Source organism: Roseivirga ehrenbergii (assembly GCF_001593005.1).
GTDB lineage: Bacteria > Bacteroidota > Bacteroidia > Cytophagales > Cyclobacteriaceae > Roseivirga > Roseivirga ehrenbergii.
In genome coordinates this window covers 176,035-191,565 of the sequence record NZ_LQZQ01000045.1, presented here as the reverse complement: position 1 = coordinate 191,565, position 15,531 = coordinate 176,035, and the positions used below count along the sequence as shown (strand labels likewise).

Here is a 15,531-nt window from a genome sequence, read left to right as displayed (position 1 = left end):
AGCCGCATATATTGATAATTCTGACCTAAAGAATTTCTCACCCCATTTATCACACTTAAACTTGTATAGCCAATTTAGAAAAAATCGAAGGCCAATCTATTCAAACTAACATAAATAGAAATACAATAATTATATTTACCACTGATATAACTATACTCAATGAAAAATATAATAGCATTTAGCTTCTCACTTTTTCTTTTTAGTGCCTGCACAGACACATCCCCTGATATACTTTATACCGATCAAACCGCATATATTCAAAATGAGAGTCCAGACACGATTTACATCTCATATAGCACTGAAAATCAAATTTTCGAAAACGAAGACAATAGTGATTTAAAGATTCTAAGTACCGTAAAGGCCGACTCTGTATTACTTGGAAAGCGATATGACAATGAGTATGGTGGTGGGTCTAAACATAAGATTCTAGAGCATATTTCTCTTGGTAGCCAAACCGCAATGACGCCAGATGAACTCAACTCGAAAATTCACTATTTGAGGATTTACAAGATAATAGATGGGGATACACTCAAAGCCAAAATCGATTTATCCGCCTACAAAGCTTGGAATAAATTTAGACCTTGGGATGACGATAGAACAGCTCGTACTCGAGAGTTTTATTTTTATGTAACAGATGATCTCTTTGAATAAAGCAATTGAACAAACCGCTCTCTTCGCTAAGAAATACCTCCCATATATAAAATGATTTTGGATCTCAGATCTGAGAAGAATAAGACCTGAGATACAAATTATCCTTTACTCACTCCTTAAAGTATCCACCGGATTTTTGTGGGCAGCCCTAAGCGACTGGTAACTAATCGTTCCAATGGCGATGGCCAAGGTGCCTAACATAGACACCGCAAACACCCAAATATGAATAGGCGTACGGTTAGCAAAATCACTCAACCATTGATCAACTAAGAAGTAAGCAATAGGTGATGCCAATAACATGGCAATTAAAAATAGCTTGGTGAATTCAGAAGAAAACAACATCACCAATTCTGAAATTTTCGCACCTAACACTTTACGAATCCCCAATTCTTTCAGCCTTTGTTCGGCAGAGAAAGCAGCTAAACCGAATAAGCCTAAACAGGCGATGATTAAGGCCATTACAGTAAAAATATTGAGCACCAAACTCATTCGGCTTTCTTCCTGAAATGTGTTTTCAAAATCTTCATCCAGAAAACTGTATTCGAAAGGAATAGTAGCATCCACCTCCTTAATACTTGCTTCAACTTGTTCAAGTACAGCCTGTAAATCTTCAGGGCTGGCGACAACTTGAGGATTCAAACGCATAGAATAGAAAGAAAGACCAGCGCCATAATCCCATACCTTATCATTGTCAATATTAATGAAAATTAGAGGCGCAATTTCTTGACGAACACTGTTGAAATTGAAATCTTTCACCACACCAATCACCTCAAATTTATCCTCGCTGCCCGATGCCAAAGCCACAAATTGACCTACGGCACCAGTCGGATCATCTCCTCCCCAACCCAATACTTTTACAGCCTCCTCATTCAAAATCACTTTGTATTGATCGGTGGTCAGTGCTTGATCAAAGTTACGACCTGCCAAAAACTCTAAGCCCAATACATCCAGGTAATCCGCTTCTACACGTAAGTTGCTCAAAGCTACCACAGGTGCCTCTGGCTCCGTAGATTTATACCGATCACCCGAGTCAACATAAGGCGGTACACCAAAGGATTTTCCTACTTTGGTAAAGGCTGGCATAGTGGCCAACCCAGTCTTTAGGCGTTCGGTATCGAAGCCCATTTGCTCAATATTGCCGATTTGCAAAACATTCTCTTTGGCAAAGCCCAAGTCTAAGTTCGAAGTATAATTCAGCTGTTTTTGTACGAAGAAAGTACAAATAATCAGCGTCATGGAAATGGTGAATTGAAAAACCACCAACCCATTTCGAATGCCCTTCCCCTTAAAGCCTGCGCTCATTTTACCTTTCAATACCTGAATCGGTTTGAAAGAAGATAGATAGAAAGCGGGATAACTGCCTGCAATAAAACCCAAGAGTAAAACGAAAACCAGTAGCACCGCAATAAAAGCGGGTTGGCTTAAATAAGGTGTAAGCAGTAATTCTTTCCCCGAAATAGCATTGAACCAGCTCAAAGATGAATTGACAATAAAGAGCGCTGCCACTGTGCTTACCACCACAAACAGGGTAGACTCAAAGATGAATTGCTTGATCAAAGTACCCCTTTCGGAACCCAGCACTTTTCTGATGCCTACCTCCTTGGCGCGATTGGAAGAACGGGCCGTGGAAAGGTTCATAAAATTGATGCAGGAAAGCACCAAGACCAGAATACCAATGGCCATAAACACCTTTACTATTTGCGGATTACCCACAGGACCAAAAGCATTATATGGAGGCTCTTCCGACAAATAAATCTCCTTTACAGGCTGTAAAGTCAATTTCCAAGGATTACCAGCCGTAAATTCTTCAAAACTCTGGTTGAAAATTCGTTCCGTGGTTGCAGGGGCATACTTAGGGGGAATCGCCTGAATCTTATCACTCAAGGCAGCCATATTCGTACCGTCATTTACCTTTGCATAAGTACCAAAAGCCGTCCAAATCCATTTCCAACCGTCACGGTCCATTTGGGCTTGGTAGCTGTTCAGCGACACTAAAACATCAAACTGTAGGTGAGATTTACTTGGTACATCCACCAAAACCCCCGTCACCACAAAGCTTTGCCAGGTATTATCCCATTGTTTTACTTCAAGCGTTTTTCCTATGGCACTTTCATAACCAAAATAGCGCTCGGCAGTGCTTTGAGTTATCACCATACTATTGGGTGCTTCAATGGCCGTTTTCGGATTTCCTTCTGAAAACTCAAAAGGAAAAACTTCGAAAAAGTTGTTTTCCACAGCGAAAAAGGCACTTTCCTCGAAGGACTTGTCCTTTTTAGCCTCGGCTTTATAATTGGTGATTTGTGAGCCCAAAGACATGATTCGTGTGACTTCCTCGAATTCCGGCAATTCTTCTCGCAAAGCCACCGCCACATTGGGCCCAGTATTCGACATTTGTGCGGTCCAATCAGACCATATGTTGGGTTGGTTAACACGATACACTCGATCTATCTCGGGTAGAAAAGTATCGTAGGTAGTTTCATGGTGAATGAAAAGACCGATTGTGAGCGAAATGCTGATTCCGATCATTAAACCGAGCAGATTAAGCACGGTAAATTGCTTTTGCCTGATGGCATTCCGCCAGGCAATTTTAAACATGTTTTTGATCATCATGGTGTTATTACTTTGAGTTTTGAAAAGTGAAAAAGAAGAGAATCCTATAAGCAAATGGAGGGCATCGATCCAATACATGAACCGCGCATACCGCTTGCCTTTGACCAGCATTCTGTCTTCGTAAATTTCTTGTAAGTCCCCTAAAAACTCTTCCAAGTACATTTTATTGATGCACTTAGCTGCCAACCAATTGGCGAATCTAGGCGTATTGAATTTCTTCTTAGGCATTAGTGACCTGCATTAAGTTGCGGAATCAATTGCCACATTTTTTGGCGAACATCTTGAGCGGCTTCTAATTGGCGCATGCCCGAAGGAGTGACTTCAAAAAGGCGTTTTCGTCTGTCGCCTCGTTTTTCGGTGTTGCCGCCCATTTCAGATTTGAGCAAACCTTTGTCTTGCAAACGATAGAGGGTAATGTGCACCGCCCCCAAAAGTATGGAGCGACCGCTGTGCTTTTCTACTTCCTGTTTTACATTAATGCCGTAAGCCTCCCCTTTTAAAATACAGACTGCCAAAAGCACCAACTCTTCGAACTCACCTAGCCCCTTGTTTTTCATAAGATATACATTGTATGTTATACAAAGTTATAAGTAATAGATTGAAATACAAATGAGGTAATTAAATGGAATGACTACTTTAACCGCAAAGGTCTATTCGCAGCGTCATTGCGAACCCGCAAGTGCACATCGAAGTGATGAAGCTTACGTGAAGCAATCTCAATGATTACTAAACCGCAAAGGACTCGGAGCTTCGCAAAGTTTATAAAATGCATACACTGCAAATTGAACTGCGTACATATAGCTTATTAAAGAGATTGCTTCTGAATTCTTGCCTAGCGGCTGCTAATTCATCGCAATGACGGTGACCGATGGCTCACCACAAAACTCAAACATTTGTGCCATAAACACCTACTCAACCGTCATTGCAAACCTGCAAATACACATTGAAGTGTAAGCACCTACGTGAAGCAATCTCACAGTTTACTAAACCGCAAAGGGCACGGAGTAACACAAAGTAGGCTGATACTGAAGTTCCGGATCAAGGCGAAACAAACTCATTTAGCACGTCATTCCGTAGGAATCTTTTCACGTTATTTAAGTCAATCACTTCTGCGTTTCTAAAGTCAAGATTTAGCATAAATCCCCCACCTACCGCCCCCGAGGGCGGACATCCGTGCGAGTTTTAAAGTTCTGATGTTTTCAATAGTAGCAAACGGACCCTGAAACGAGTTCGGGGTGACGGTAAGTGATGGTCTTTGCGGTTAAACATAACCTGTTTCTCAAGTCATTCCGTAGGTTTCGTGGCTTTGGAATTTCACGACTCACAAGTCACCTCCTTTTGTTACTGAAAAAGACCCTTACAGGGTGACTTATCGCAGGCAATTATGGTATTTCTCAAAATTATCCTCTGCTTTCTTTGCAGTTAAAAAACAAAAACCCTTAATACCCCCAAGGGGCGCTTGGGGTACTCACCTCTTTGGTAAGGTCAAACTTTACTGAAAACACGCGATCACTTCCAATCCTTTTTAGGTTGTAGGTAAAGCTTTTGTCATCTACTGTCACCCACCAAACATTGTTAGAGGCGTAAGAAATCAGGTCTGAAGTTTCTTGATCTGCTGGGAAAAACTGAATGTTGGCCAATCCTGTATTGGAGCTTAACCCACCATATTGTGTGACTTTATCTTCGGTACCATCTTCATGCCTATGGTCGTGTTTTAAACGTATTAGCTTGTTTTCTGTCATCGTAAAAACCCAAGTTCGAGACTTATCTTCTCCCACAAAAAATGGAATTCTGATTGTGTTTTCTTCACAGGAACGCACATGCATTACGAGTTTCTCTCCCATAAAACCATCTCCCTCTACCCCTCCGGCAATGATTTCACCTTCATAAGATTTTCCACAATGCGCTTGTAATGTATTCCAAAATTTTACTGAACCCGGAAGTTCTTGTGCCATGATTTGGATCGGAAACAAGAATAAAATCAACAACTTTTTCATGCGCTATGCTTTATATATTAAACAATGATATGGGTATTATTTGAATTTAAGGCATTACTTCTTTTTAATTCTTTTCTGTGAAACGTTGAATCCTTAAAAAGCTAATTCAGAGCGTCTGCACGACCGCCATAAGCAGACGGATTCTTACTTCACCCTTCGTTACACTCCGGGCTCATCAGAATGGCGGTAAGTGATGGTCTTTGCGTTCTTTACGGTTAAACATAACCCGTTTTGAAAGTCAAATCATACTCACTTTTTTATAAATTACATGGAATTATCATTTTTTCCTTAATAAAATCAAGGTATATGAGTACTACAAATATTAATCATGGCAGTCTTGTCACCTTCAGTATTAAAACCAATGGAAAAGCTATTTCTGATACGATTGAAATTCTTTCTATTGACGTAGAAAAAAGAATTAACAGCATTCCAACTGTAAAAATCATCATTCTAGACAGTTCACCAAGTACAAGTAATTTTGAGGTTAGTTCCTCTAATACTTTTGTTCCCGGGGTTTCCATCACCATAGAAGCGGGTTACGATTCCGTAAACCAGTTAATCTTTAAGGGAATAGTCACTAAACAGAGCATCCGTATTACGGAAACTGTGGGGTCTGTATTGGAAGTAGAATGCCGTGACGAAACCGTCAAAATGGCTGTAGGAAGAAAAAGTATTACCTATTCCAAAAAGAAAGACAGCGATATAATTAATAGCATCATAGGAAACTATTCAGGTGTAAGTCACAATATAACTGCAACCACCACCGAATACCCAGAACAAGTACAATACTACACCTCTGATTGGGACTTTATACTGACTAGAGCAGAAGCCAATGGAATGATTGTTACTGCACTTAATGGAAACATTTCTGTATTTCCGCCAAGTACCGATACTACTGCTGTATTAGAGGTTAAGTATGGCGACAATTTACTAGAGTTTAATGCCGCATTAGACGCTGTTACGCAAATAGCTAGTGCCGAAGCAAGCGCATGGGATTATGTTAATCAAGAGATGATTTCAGAGCTAGTAACGAATGATATAATTGGCTCAGGAAATTTATCTACAGAAAAACTATCTGAGGTGGTGGGACTCACAACCTATGAATTGCAAACTTCAGCTTCATTAACATCCTCTGAATTAGCGGATTGGTCGAAAAATACCTTAGCGAAAAGTACTTATTCTAAAATTCAAGGCGAAGTAAAATTCCAAGGCACAAACCTAGCTGACCCAGGGAAATATATCACGCTGGGCGGCCTTGGCGATCGCTTTAATGGTGATCATATCATTTCATCTGTTCACCACGTGATTGCAGGTGGAAGCTGGACGACAGAAGCATCATTTGGTATATCGCCAGATTGGTTAATCAAGAAACCCGAGGTACTCGCACCACCAGCTTCAGGCTTGGTACCAAGAGTACAAGGGCTTATTAACGGCACCGTAAAACAAATAAATGAAGACCCAAATAACCAACTCCGCATTTTAGTTGATTTACCCTTGTTGGATACAAATGGAGAAGGCATTTGGGCACGCTTGACCAACTTCTACTCTACTTCTGGTGCTGGCGTATTCTTTATGCCCGAGGTTGGCGATGAGGTGATAGTCGGCTTTTTAAATGACAACCCAAAATACCCAATCATTCTAGGCAGTTTGTATAGTAATCCAAGTAATAAGCCCTTTGAGGGTTTAAATCCAAATAAAAAGAACAGCAAAAAGGCGATAGTATCTAAATCAGGGATCACCCTTGAATTTGATGATGAAAATAAGGAGTTAACTTTAAACACACCTGCAAAAAATCAAATCGTATGCAGCGATAAGGACGGACAAATTAAAATCAAAGATCAGAATGAAAATAGCATTGCAATGTCAAGCAGCGGCATTTTGATTAAAAGCGCTAAAAACATCACATTTGAGGCCGATCAACAAGTGGTCATAAAGGGTCAACAAGGAGTTTCTATTGAATCCTCTGGTGGTGATGTACAAACCAAAGGGATAAACATAAACACCACTGCTCAAAGGGAATTTTCTGCAGAAGGAAGCCAGACAGCTCAAGTACAAGCCAGAGGAGAATTGACGCTTAAAGGAGCGATGGTAATGATTAATTAAACTAAAAAAGGAAAATATGCCACTAGCAGCAAGACTAACAGATTTTCATGAATGCCCAATGCAAACCCCAGCAGTGCCCTCTCCAATACCTCATGTTGGGGGCCCAATTACAGGCCCGGGAGAACCAACTGTATTGATTGAAAAATTATCAGCAGCGCGTGTAGGTGATATGCTCGTATGTGTTGGCCCACATGATACAATAATAAAAGGATCTTCAACCGTAATGATTGGAGGAATGCCAGCGGCCCGTGTGGGAGATACTACCGCACATGGCGGATCAATCGTAGTAGGTGCTTCTACTGTAATGATTGGGGGTTAGTAAGGTTGACAAAGCAAACAGATACTCCACTGTCATTTCAGGCTTACAAATAAATGTGTTGACTCAGAAGCTTCGGAATTTCGCGCTTCCCAAGTCGTACCCATCTATGTTACTATATAAGACCTCCGAAGTCGCAGAGCAGGATGATTTAACATAGGCGATTGGTGCTAACAACATAGAATCATAATGGCCAAAACTAGCCATTACTCGGTTGCCCCCGCAATGGCGGGCTCAAATCTCCTCTGCGTTACTTAGCGTTCTTTGCGGTAAAACATAACCCGTTTTGCAAGTCATTCCGTAGGTTTCGAGGCTGTGGAATTTCACAATTGACAAAGAACCTAAGAAAGTCTTTAAAGCGCGTTGTTAGACCTTCTTAAAAGCTCCTTCAATTCCCTCACCATTTCTATACTGGTGGTGTTCTCGTTTTTCGGAATGGCCGCACTGTGATATTCCGTAGCGCCAGTCTCAAATAAGCGTTCCAAATTGTTAGGCCTTACGCCTCCGCCCGGCATAATAATCATTTCGCCTTCGGCCTCTTCAATCAACTCGCCTATCATATCAAGCCCTTCTAAAGCATTTGGGGCAGTGCCCGAAGTAAGAATACGCTGAACCCCGATTTCCTTCAATGTTTCCAGTGCCTCGAATGGATTGGGCACTTGGTCGAAAGCCTTATGAAAAGTAACATCTAGAAAGCCAGCACATTCCAGCAGTTCTGCCGTTTGATATTCGTTAATGGTTCTGTCTTCATTAAGGCAACCAATCACCACGCCATCGCAACGCATTTCGGCACAATGGCGAATATCTTCTTTCATCAGTTCCATTTCCATTTTGGAATACACAAAATTACCCGCCCGCGGACGGATCAACACATACACAGGAATTTGGAGCAGTTCTCTGGTCAGTTTAATCAAACCGTGACTGGGCGTAAGTCCATCGGCTTCGAGGTGCGAACAGAGTTCGATTCTATCGGCTCCACCGTTTTGGGCGTTGAGGGCAGATTCTATGGAATTGGCACAAATTTCAAGTAGCATAGGGCAAATATGGAAATAGCTTTGGCAATAAACCCGCTGATGAAACAATTTTCTTAAACACCCTTTTATATTTGTGCTTAGGATAGAAAAATCAAACATAGGTTATGAAAAATATATCAGTAATTGGTTCGGGTACAATGGGCAACGGAATCGCTCATGTTTATGCGCAAAGCGGCTTTGCTGTAAATTTGGTAGACATTTCTGCTGACGCTTTAGCGAAAGCCGTAAAGACCATTGAAAAGAATTTGGATCGAATGGTGGCCAAAGAAAGAATTGACGAAGCCACTAAAAATTCGACTTTAGCAAATATTACTACCCACACCGACCTTAAAACTGGCGTAGCCAATGCCGATTTGGTGATTGAAGCGGCTACCGAAAACGTAGACATCAAACTTAAAATCTTCCGCGATTTAGATGCCTTCACCAAGCCTGAATGTATTTTGGCTTCCAACACCTCTTCTATTCCAATTACTAAAATTGGTGCCGCCACCAACCGACCTGACAAGGTAATTGGAATGCACTTTATGAACCCTGTTCCAGTCATGAAACTGGTAGAGGTGATCAACGGCTATGCTACTTCGGCTGAAGTAAGGGCTTTGGTAATGGAAACTTCAAAGAAATTGGGCAAAGTGCCTGTGGAAGTAAATGACTACCCTGGCTTTGTGGCCAACCGTATTTTGATGCCAATGATCAACGAAGCCATCATTTCATTGTTTGAAGGCGTGGCGGGTGTTGAAGAAATTGACACAGTAATGAAACTAGGCATGGCGCATCCGATGGGGCCATTGCAACTGGCCGACTTTATTGGGCTAGACGTTTGCCTTTCTATTATGAATGTGCTTTACGAAGGCTTCGGCAACCCGAAATATGCTCCTTGTCCGCTATTGGTGAACATGGTAACTGCTGGTTATTTAGGCGTGAAATCTGGCGAAGGTTTCTACTCTTGGAGCCACGGCACCAAAGACTTGATTGTTTCAAAGCAGTTTAAGAAATAAGGAAATTACTTTCCAAATTAGAAATTGAGAGTGTCTGAAAAGGCACTCTTTTTTTGGTTCTATTTAGAAAGAAATGATGCACTACAAGTGCATTACAAAATAGATACTCGTCAGAGGTACTTACTGTTTAAATGGCAACCTTTCCTTCTTTCCATCGGAGGAATAAATGATTACATCTCCTGAAAATGAATGTTTCTGATTAGGAGTTATTTTTTTAAGAGTAAAGTGACCGAATCCATCATCATCGACATAAACTGGAAAAGTATCAGATTTAGAAAAAGCTTCTATTTCTGGATTGAATAACTCATCATAGGCTGTAACCCCTATGTAGTACTCTATTTCTTCTTTAGTTTCATTTTTGATGAAGACCGAAGCTTTCACAGAGCCAAATGTACTCGAAACCTGTGATCGAAAAATCAGTTCATCCAAAATCAACAACTCATTTAGAAGGAGAACCAATTCAAAGTCATCCTGTTCCGTTATTTTGATAGGTTTAAGATTGAGAGGTAAAGAAATTTCAGAAATTTTCTCATTAACCTTCTCTAGACTCAAATTTTGATTAGTATTAAGAGAGTAAAATAAACTATCAACCTTAATAGATGAAGTTATTCCTTTAGAATATACCTCAAGTTTATGTCTAAAATTAGTATCTAAAATATTTAAACGAGTACCTACTTTATCAGTCAGATCTTCTTTGATTTTTAAATTCCTTGATGAAGAATCACAGCCTAAAGTCAATAGTGTATAGAATATAATGAAAATGGCGTAATGGTTATTTTTGATCTTCATTTGAAAGTTTCTTTAATTTTTCTGTAGTAATTTTTCTGCTAACTAGTACGAAATGATTCCCACCAATTAGCACTTGCAGTACGGACTGGTCTTACCCCCTTATCAACGCTTAATATATAAAAAACCAGCCTTGTTTCTAAAGCTGGTCTTTCTGTTATGTTCTAAATTATGCGCTCAAATTGCATAATAAAATTGTTACTCGCCAGAGGGAAGCACCAGTTACCGTAGTGGGCAAGTGAGCACCAGAGAGCTAAAGGTTGATATCGTCTGGGTTTTTGTAGGTATTCCAGAAGCGAACCAAGGTGATTGTTTCTTCTTCCACTTGATAGAAAAGTGTGATTTGCTTTCTGAGCACTGCCCTTCTAATATTCTTATAATTACTTAATGGAAAAGCTTCAGGGTTTAGTTTTAAAAGATCGACTATTGTATCTACCTCGCCAATGAAATTAGTAGCTGATTGTTCAGACCACCGTCTGATTAGAAATTTGATATTCTCTAAATAGTCTTCAAATGCATCATCTGACCAAATGATTTCCATGGTAACTACTCAAAAAGGTTTGGGAATTCTTTCTTTGTGAGTTCCATAACATCATCATGAGATTTAACTTTCCCTTCTTTTATGGATCGCAAACCTTGATCAATTGCGGCTATTTCAGCTTTGGTGAGTTTTGAACCTGAATCTGCTTCAGATGCCTTTCTTAGTGTCCCGACAAGTTTGATCATTCGAAGATCATTAAGTCCTGACAACCACTGAATTAAATCTCGCTTCTCTGCTTGAATGTCCATACTTCAAATTAACGAATTATTTGAGTAAAAGTATAACCTCAACTGAAAGGGCTTCCATTTTTCAAACTACAGATTTCTACATTTTGATTACATAGGAAGCTAAGCATACACCACCTATCGTGGTATCATAACCCCGTATTAAACCTTATTCACCCACTGCGGTCTGAATGTGCATGACAATAACAAAGGCATTTCGTATTCTGGTTGTGGGCCTAGTATTAAGCATTTGCAAGGCGGATACTTATGCTCAGGTGAAGCAGCAGGACTCCCCTCCTAATATTCTGCTGATTATTGCCGATGATATGGGTTTAGATGCTATGCCTGGTTTTCCCGAAGGAAGTGTAAAACCTTATATGCCCAACCTAGAAGCATTGATGAACTCGGGCGTTTCTTTCTTGAATTTTTGGTCTGCACCCCTTTGCACCCCCACCCGAGCGACCATCTTAACGGGGAAATATGGAGTGAATACCGGGATTTTAAGTGTGGGGAATAGAATCACCACCAAAGAAACTTCTTTGCAAAAATACATTGACGAAAAAGCCCCCACCGATTATGCACACGCGGTAATTGGCAAGTGGCATTTGTCCAATAATGCGTCAAACCCTACAGACATGGGAGTAGGTTACTATGCTGGGATCTTAAGTGGAACGGTTCAATCTTACACCAGCTGGCCGTTAACTGAAAATGGTAAAACTTCCACCAACACAGAATACACCACAACTAAACTCACCGATTTGGCCATTGACTGGCTTGGAGCTCAAAGCCAACCTTGGTTTTTATGGATGGCCTACAATGCCCCGCATACGCCCTTCCATTTACCGCCCGCTGATTTGCATCATCAAGGAAGTCTATCCTCCGACACTAGGTCTATTGCGAGAAATCCCCTTCCCTATTATATGGCAGCCTTAGAGGCCATGGACACGGAGATTGGTCGCTTGTTGGCCACAATACCTGAAGAAGAAAGAAGCAATACAATCGTAATTTTCATTGGCGACAACGGAACTCCGAACCGTGTTGCTCAATCCCCTTATAGCCGTAAAAAAGCCAAAGGAACCTTATACCAAGGCGGTGTAAATGTCCCCATGGTCGTGTCGGGAAAAGGCGTAACCAGGGCTGGAGCAACCGAAACGGCATTGGTAAACTCTACTGATTTGTTCGCCACTATTGCTAACCTAACGGGCATTGAAAACAGGGTAATCAACGACAGTCAAAGTTTTGTGGCTATGTTCTCTCAGGCTAATCAAGAGGGAAGGGATGTCATTTACACTGAATCTATTGAAGCTAACTCTGCTGGCTATGCCATTAGAAATAGCAAATTCAAATTGATCGTTTATGCCAATGGAAATGAAGAATTCTATGACTTAGAAAACGATCCTTATGAAACCGAAAACCTATTGAATAGAACATTGAGCACAGCAGAAGCCAGTGCAAAAACTGAATTGAAGAATAAAGCGCTAGAGATTAGAGGGTGATTAATCCAGCTCTTAATAATAACTAAATATCAGAAAGCTTCTCAGTCAAGTACCGCCAATAGCGTTTGGGTACATGCTGTGTATGCAGTTTATCGTTTCTACGCGATTTGATATTCGTGCTTTTAAAATAGTCCTTCCATAACTCTTGAAATTCAATTTCTTGTTCATCATATATACCCTCGGGGTTTTTATGCAACTCAAGTTTTTCTTTCAAGCGCAGTTCAACAACTTCCACTTTATTTAAATCATAATAAAGTGCATAGTGGCGATTTTCATCATAAATCATCCATTTTTGGTCTGCATAGCGCTCTTGAAAATGCTTTGAGATTAATGGAAGCACATTGAAATCTGGGGCTATATGGGCGAAATAAATTCCATCTTTAGTGCGTCTAAACCTTACAAAGGCTTCCATCCTATGTTTTTCTCTGCCCACACTTTTTACCATTTGCGACACCTTGAGCACATCAGGATGAGAGAAATCTGAATGAATTGGCCGAGTTGCGCTCAGAGCATGCTGAATATAACGAAGCAAAGTATTTTCAACCCCTATCTCTTCACTCAGAAAAGCACGGAAAATTTGACTACAACCTGAACCTCCAATCCTTATTTTAAATCGTTTCCATACTTTTTCGGCCAGCGGCAACTGGGTAATTACCTTGATTCTTTTAGCGAACAAAGCCACTTGAGCACTTCCCTCTTTTTGAATTTCAACCTGATTAAGCTTTAAAAGGTAAAACTCATGCACAGCGCATAAAAAGCCATCGAAGCTCCCATCGTATTCAAGAATGCAATCCGTTAAATTTAAATTGAGACTATCCGAATACATTTAATTGTGGAGATACGAGTTTGCGAAATTTTGAAGATGAATTTTGAAGAATGAATCCTCTGATTTGTTCGGCCGTTAGGTCTCTCTTTTCAAATTCAGAAGACTCACAGGTAATAAAATACTTGGCCCTATTAGAGGCAATCCCAAGTTTAGCCAAATGTTGCCAATTGAGTTTTCTAAATCGCCTGGCCTTAATAATCTTGCTCACCGATTTGACGCCCACCCCAGGAATTCTGAGTAACATGAATTTATCAGCCTTGTTTATATTCACGGGAAACTCATGCAGGTTACGTAGCGCCCAAGCCAGTTTCGGATCTACTTCTAAATCTAAATTAGGGTTGTTTTTATCAACAATCTCACGGACATCAAAGCCATAAAATCGCATTAACCAATCGGTTTGGTAAAGCCGGTTTTCTCTCAACATCGGTACTTGCGTGCCCAATTGCGGCAAACGTTCATCTGCAATCACAGGCACGTAGCCAGAGTAATAAACCCGTTTAAGGTTAAATTCCTTATAGAAATACGCTGAAGTAAGAAGAATCTGCTGATCGGTCTCACCTGTTGCCCCCACAATCATTTGTGTGCTTTGGCCAGCAGGCGCATACTTAGGTGTGCTTTTAATAATCTTCTTTTCCGATTTATACTGAATGATTTCATTTTTCACCTTCTCCATGGGCTTTAAGAAATCTTTGTGATCTTTCTCTGGCGCTAAAAGTTTGAGACCCGAAACGGTAGGGATTTCTATATTCACACTCAGCCTATCTGCATAAAGGCCAGCCTCTCGCATCAGTTCATCTGAAGCCCCTGGAATAGATTTGAGGTGAATGTAACCATTAAACTTCTCCTCTAACCTTAACTTCTTAGCCACAGCCACCAACCTTTCCATGGTGTAATCAGCATCTTTGAAAATTCCAGAACTAAGGAACAGGCCTTCTATATAATTTCTTCTGTAGAAGTTGATGGTAAGGTCAACCACCTCTTGAATTTTAAAAGCGGCTCGCTTAATGTCATTGCTTCTGCGCGTAACGCAATAAGCGCAATCAAATATGCAGTGATTGGTCATTAAGATTTTGAGTAACGAAACACACCTACCGTCTTCAGTGTAGCTATGGCAAATCCCCATCCCCGAGGAGTTCCCTAAACTTTTCTCTTTATTGGTGCGCTTGCTTCCGCTAGACGAGCAGGAAACATCATATTTGGCGGCATCGGCCAGTATATTCAACTTCTCCTTAATTCTATCAAATGACATATGCAGCTTGCTGTGAAAGTAGAATCAAAGCTAACACAGAAAAACCAAAATAATTAGTGCAACTAACTTTTTTAGACATTAAAACTAAAAATATGATCTAAACAGATGAAACTGTCAACAACTTCACCCTGCCCTTTTCTATGAAGTCAGATTTTAAGGGATTCTGGGTTTTTATAAGTATTCCAGAAGCGAACCAAGATGATTGTTTCATCTTCTACCTTATAGAAAAGTGTGATTTGCTTCCTTACAACAGCCCTTCTAATACTCTTATAATTGCTTAATGGAAATGCTTCAGGGTTTAATTTTAAAAGGTCAATTATAGTATCTACCTCGTCAATAAAATTAATTGCTGATTTTTCAGACCACCGTCTGATTAGAAATCTGATATTCTCTAAATAGTCTTCAAAAGCATCATCTGACCAAATGACTTCCATGGTGACTATTCGAAAAGGTTTGGGAATTCTTTCTTTGTGAGTTTCATAACATCCTCATGAGATTTAACCTTTCCTTCTTTTATGGATTTCAAGCCTTGATCGATAGCGGATATTTCAGCTTTGGTGAGTTTTGAACCTGAACCTGCTTCAGATGCCTTTCTTAGTGTCCCTACAAGTTTGATCATTCGAAGATCATTGAGTCCTGACAACCATTGAATTAAATCTCGCTTTTCTGCTTGAATGTCCATATTTCAAATTAACGAATTATT

Annotated in this window: 16 protein-coding genes; 5 read left to right on the top strand and 11 right to left on the bottom strand. The window is 40.3% G+C overall.

Annotated elements, in window-relative coordinates:
* Positions 1-159 precede the first annotated feature (159 nt).
* Positions 160-651, top strand: coding sequence for a hypothetical protein (locus tag MB14_RS11075; protein ID WP_062591597.1), 492 nt, complete (start codon positions 160-162; stop codon positions 649-651).
* A gap of 105 nt (positions 652-756) precedes the next feature.
* Here the strand turns inward: MB14_RS11075 and MB14_RS11070 are convergent, their stop codons facing one another.
* The 3 genes from MB14_RS11070 to MB14_RS11060 all read right to left on the bottom strand — a co-directional run bounded on the left by MB14_RS11070 (position 757) and on the right by MB14_RS11060 (position 5,258).
* Positions 757-3,489 (bottom strand): ABC transporter permease, encoded by a 2,733-nt coding sequence (locus MB14_RS11070; RefSeq protein WP_062591596.1) that lies wholly within the window; start codon positions 3,487-3,489, stop codon positions 757-759.
* A complete protein-coding gene (locus MB14_RS11065) occupies positions 3,489-3,818 on the bottom strand; it encodes a PadR family transcriptional regulator (RefSeq protein ID WP_053224537.1) in 330 nt (109 codons plus the stop codon). The genes MB14_RS11070 and MB14_RS11065 overlap by 1 nt, the downstream gene beginning before the upstream one ends.
* 882 nt (positions 3,819-4,700) lie before the next feature.
* Complete coding sequence (locus tag MB14_RS11060; protein ID WP_062591595.1) at positions 4,701-5,258, bottom strand: hypothetical protein; 558 nt, start codon at positions 5,256-5,258, stop codon at positions 4,701-4,703.
* A 306-nt stretch (positions 5,259-5,564) separates the two neighbouring features.
* Between MB14_RS11060 and vgrG the strand changes: the two genes are divergently transcribed.
* Both vgrG and MB14_RS11050 read left to right on the top strand, forming a co-directional pair.
* Positions 5,565-7,361: a type VI secretion system tip protein VgrG gene (vgrG, locus tag MB14_RS11055; protein WP_062591594.1), complete on the top strand. Its 1,797-nt coding sequence runs from the start codon at positions 5,565-5,567 to the stop codon at positions 7,359-7,361.
* Between the two features lie 16 nt (positions 7,362-7,377).
* Entirely contained in the window at positions 7,378-7,680 is a 303-nt protein-coding gene (locus MB14_RS11050; RefSeq protein ID WP_062591593.1) for a PAAR domain-containing contractile injection system baseplate protein, read from the top strand.
* A 350-nt stretch (positions 7,681-8,030) separates the two neighbouring features.
* Here the strand turns inward: MB14_RS11050 and MB14_RS11045 are convergent, their stop codons facing one another.
* Positions 8,031-8,711, bottom strand: coding sequence for a copper homeostasis protein CutC (locus MB14_RS11045; protein ID WP_062591592.1), 681 nt, complete (start codon positions 8,709-8,711; stop codon positions 8,031-8,033).
* A 104-nt stretch (positions 8,712-8,815) separates the two neighbouring features.
* Between MB14_RS11045 and MB14_RS11040 the strand changes: the two genes are divergently transcribed.
* Positions 8,816-9,706, top strand: coding sequence for a 3-hydroxybutyryl-CoA dehydrogenase (locus MB14_RS11040; RefSeq protein ID WP_062591591.1), 891 nt, complete (start codon positions 8,816-8,818; stop codon positions 9,704-9,706).
* A gap of 120 nt (positions 9,707-9,826) precedes the next feature.
* Here the strand turns inward: MB14_RS11040 and MB14_RS11035 are convergent, their stop codons facing one another.
* The 3 genes from MB14_RS11035 to MB14_RS11025 all read right to left on the bottom strand — a co-directional run bounded on the left by MB14_RS11035 (position 9,827) and on the right by MB14_RS11025 (position 11,281).
* On the bottom strand, positions 9,827-10,495 hold the full coding sequence (locus MB14_RS11035) for a hypothetical protein (RefSeq protein ID WP_062591590.1): 669 nt from the start codon (positions 10,493-10,495) through the stop codon (positions 9,827-9,829).
* A gap of 250 nt (positions 10,496-10,745) precedes the next feature.
* On the bottom strand, positions 10,746-11,033 hold the full coding sequence (locus tag MB14_RS11030; protein WP_062591589.1) for a type II toxin-antitoxin system RelE/ParE family toxin: 288 nt from the start codon (positions 11,031-11,033) through the stop codon (positions 10,746-10,748).
* A 5-nt stretch (positions 11,034-11,038) separates the two neighbouring features.
* The gene (locus MB14_RS11025; protein WP_062591588.1) at positions 11,039-11,281 is read right to left on the bottom strand and encodes a hypothetical protein; all 243 of its coding nucleotides are present in this window, start codon (positions 11,279-11,281) and stop codon (positions 11,039-11,041) included.
* Positions 11,282-11,454: 173 nt separating this feature from the next.
* Between MB14_RS11025 and MB14_RS11020 the strand changes: the two genes are divergently transcribed.
* The gene (locus tag MB14_RS11020) at positions 11,455-12,753 is read left to right on the top strand and encodes a sulfatase-like hydrolase/transferase (RefSeq protein ID WP_062591587.1); all 1,299 of its coding nucleotides are present in this window, start codon (positions 11,455-11,457) and stop codon (positions 12,751-12,753) included.
* Positions 12,754-12,775: 22 nt separating this feature from the next.
* Here MB14_RS11020 and MB14_RS11015 read toward each other — a convergent pair whose 3' ends face one another.
* The 4 genes from MB14_RS11015 to MB14_RS11000 form a co-directional block, all read right to left on the bottom strand.
* Positions 12,776-13,579: a TIGR03915 family putative DNA repair protein gene (locus tag MB14_RS11015; protein WP_062591586.1), complete on the bottom strand. Its 804-nt coding sequence runs from the start codon at positions 13,577-13,579 to the stop codon at positions 12,776-12,778.
* Positions 13,566-14,828, bottom strand: a complete 1,263-nt coding sequence (locus tag MB14_RS11010; protein WP_062591585.1) for a putative DNA modification/repair radical SAM protein — start codon at positions 14,826-14,828, stop codon at positions 13,566-13,568. The genes MB14_RS11015 and MB14_RS11010 overlap by 14 nt, the downstream gene beginning before the upstream one ends.
* 146 nt (positions 14,829-14,974) lie before the next feature.
* Positions 14,975-15,262 carry a type II toxin-antitoxin system RelE/ParE family toxin gene (locus MB14_RS11005; protein WP_062591584.1) on the bottom strand — a complete coding sequence of 96 codons (288 nt, stop codon included), beginning with the start codon at positions 15,260-15,262 and terminating at the stop codon, positions 14,975-14,977.
* A gap of 5 nt (positions 15,263-15,267) precedes the next feature.
* Entirely contained in the window at positions 15,268-15,510 is a 243-nt protein-coding gene (locus tag MB14_RS11000; RefSeq protein ID WP_062591583.1) for a hypothetical protein, read from the bottom strand.
* Positions 15,511-15,531: the final 21 nt, after the last annotated feature.

Coding starts and splice junctions, on each gene's coding strand:
- MB14_RS11035 (WP_062591590.1), bottom strand. CDS start 10,495: ATGAAGATCAAAAATAACCATTACGCCATTTTCATTATATTCTATACA.
- MB14_RS11050 (WP_062591593.1), top strand. CDS start 7,378: ATGCCACTAGCAGCAAGACTAACAGATTTTCATGAATGCCCAATGCAA.
- MB14_RS11070 (WP_062591596.1), bottom strand. CDS start 3,489: ATGCCTAAGAAGAAATTCAATACGCCTAGATTCGCCAATTGGTTGGCA.
- MB14_RS11015 (WP_062591586.1), bottom strand. CDS start 13,579: ATGTATTCGGATAGTCTCAATTTAAATTTAACGGATTGCATTCTTGAA.
- MB14_RS11045 (WP_062591592.1), bottom strand. CDS start 8,711: ATGCTACTTGAAATTTGTGCCAATTCCATAGAATCTGCCCTCAACGCC.
- MB14_RS11005 (WP_062591584.1), bottom strand. CDS start 15,262: ATGGAAGTCATTTGGTCAGATGATGCTTTTGAAGACTATTTAGAGAAT.
- MB14_RS11065 (WP_053224537.1), bottom strand. CDS start 3,818: ATGAAAAACAAGGGGCTAGGTGAGTTCGAAGAGTTGGTGCTTTTGGCA.
- MB14_RS11040 (WP_062591591.1), top strand. CDS start 8,816: ATGAAAAATATATCAGTAATTGGTTCGGGTACAATGGGCAACGGAATC.
- vgrG (WP_062591594.1), top strand. CDS start 5,565: ATGAGTACTACAAATATTAATCATGGCAGTCTTGTCACCTTCAGTATT.
- MB14_RS11030 (WP_062591589.1), bottom strand. CDS start 11,033: ATGGAAATCATTTGGTCAGATGATGCATTTGAAGACTATTTAGAGAAT.
- MB14_RS11010 (WP_062591585.1), bottom strand. CDS start 14,828: ATGTCATTTGATAGAATTAAGGAGAAGTTGAATATACTGGCCGATGCC.
- MB14_RS11075 (WP_062591597.1), top strand. CDS start 160: ATGAAAAATATAATAGCATTTAGCTTCTCACTTTTTCTTTTTAGTGCC.
- MB14_RS11020 (WP_062591587.1), top strand. CDS start 11,455: ATGACAATAACAAAGGCATTTCGTATTCTGGTTGTGGGCCTAGTATTA.
- MB14_RS11025 (WP_062591588.1), bottom strand. CDS start 11,281: ATGGACATTCAAGCAGAGAAGCGAGATTTAATTCAGTGGTTGTCAGGA.
- MB14_RS11060 (WP_062591595.1), bottom strand. CDS start 5,258: ATGAAAAAGTTGTTGATTTTATTCTTGTTTCCGATCCAAATCATGGCA.
- MB14_RS11000 (WP_062591583.1), bottom strand. CDS start 15,510: ATGGACATTCAAGCAGAAAAGCGAGATTTAATTCAATGGTTGTCAGGA.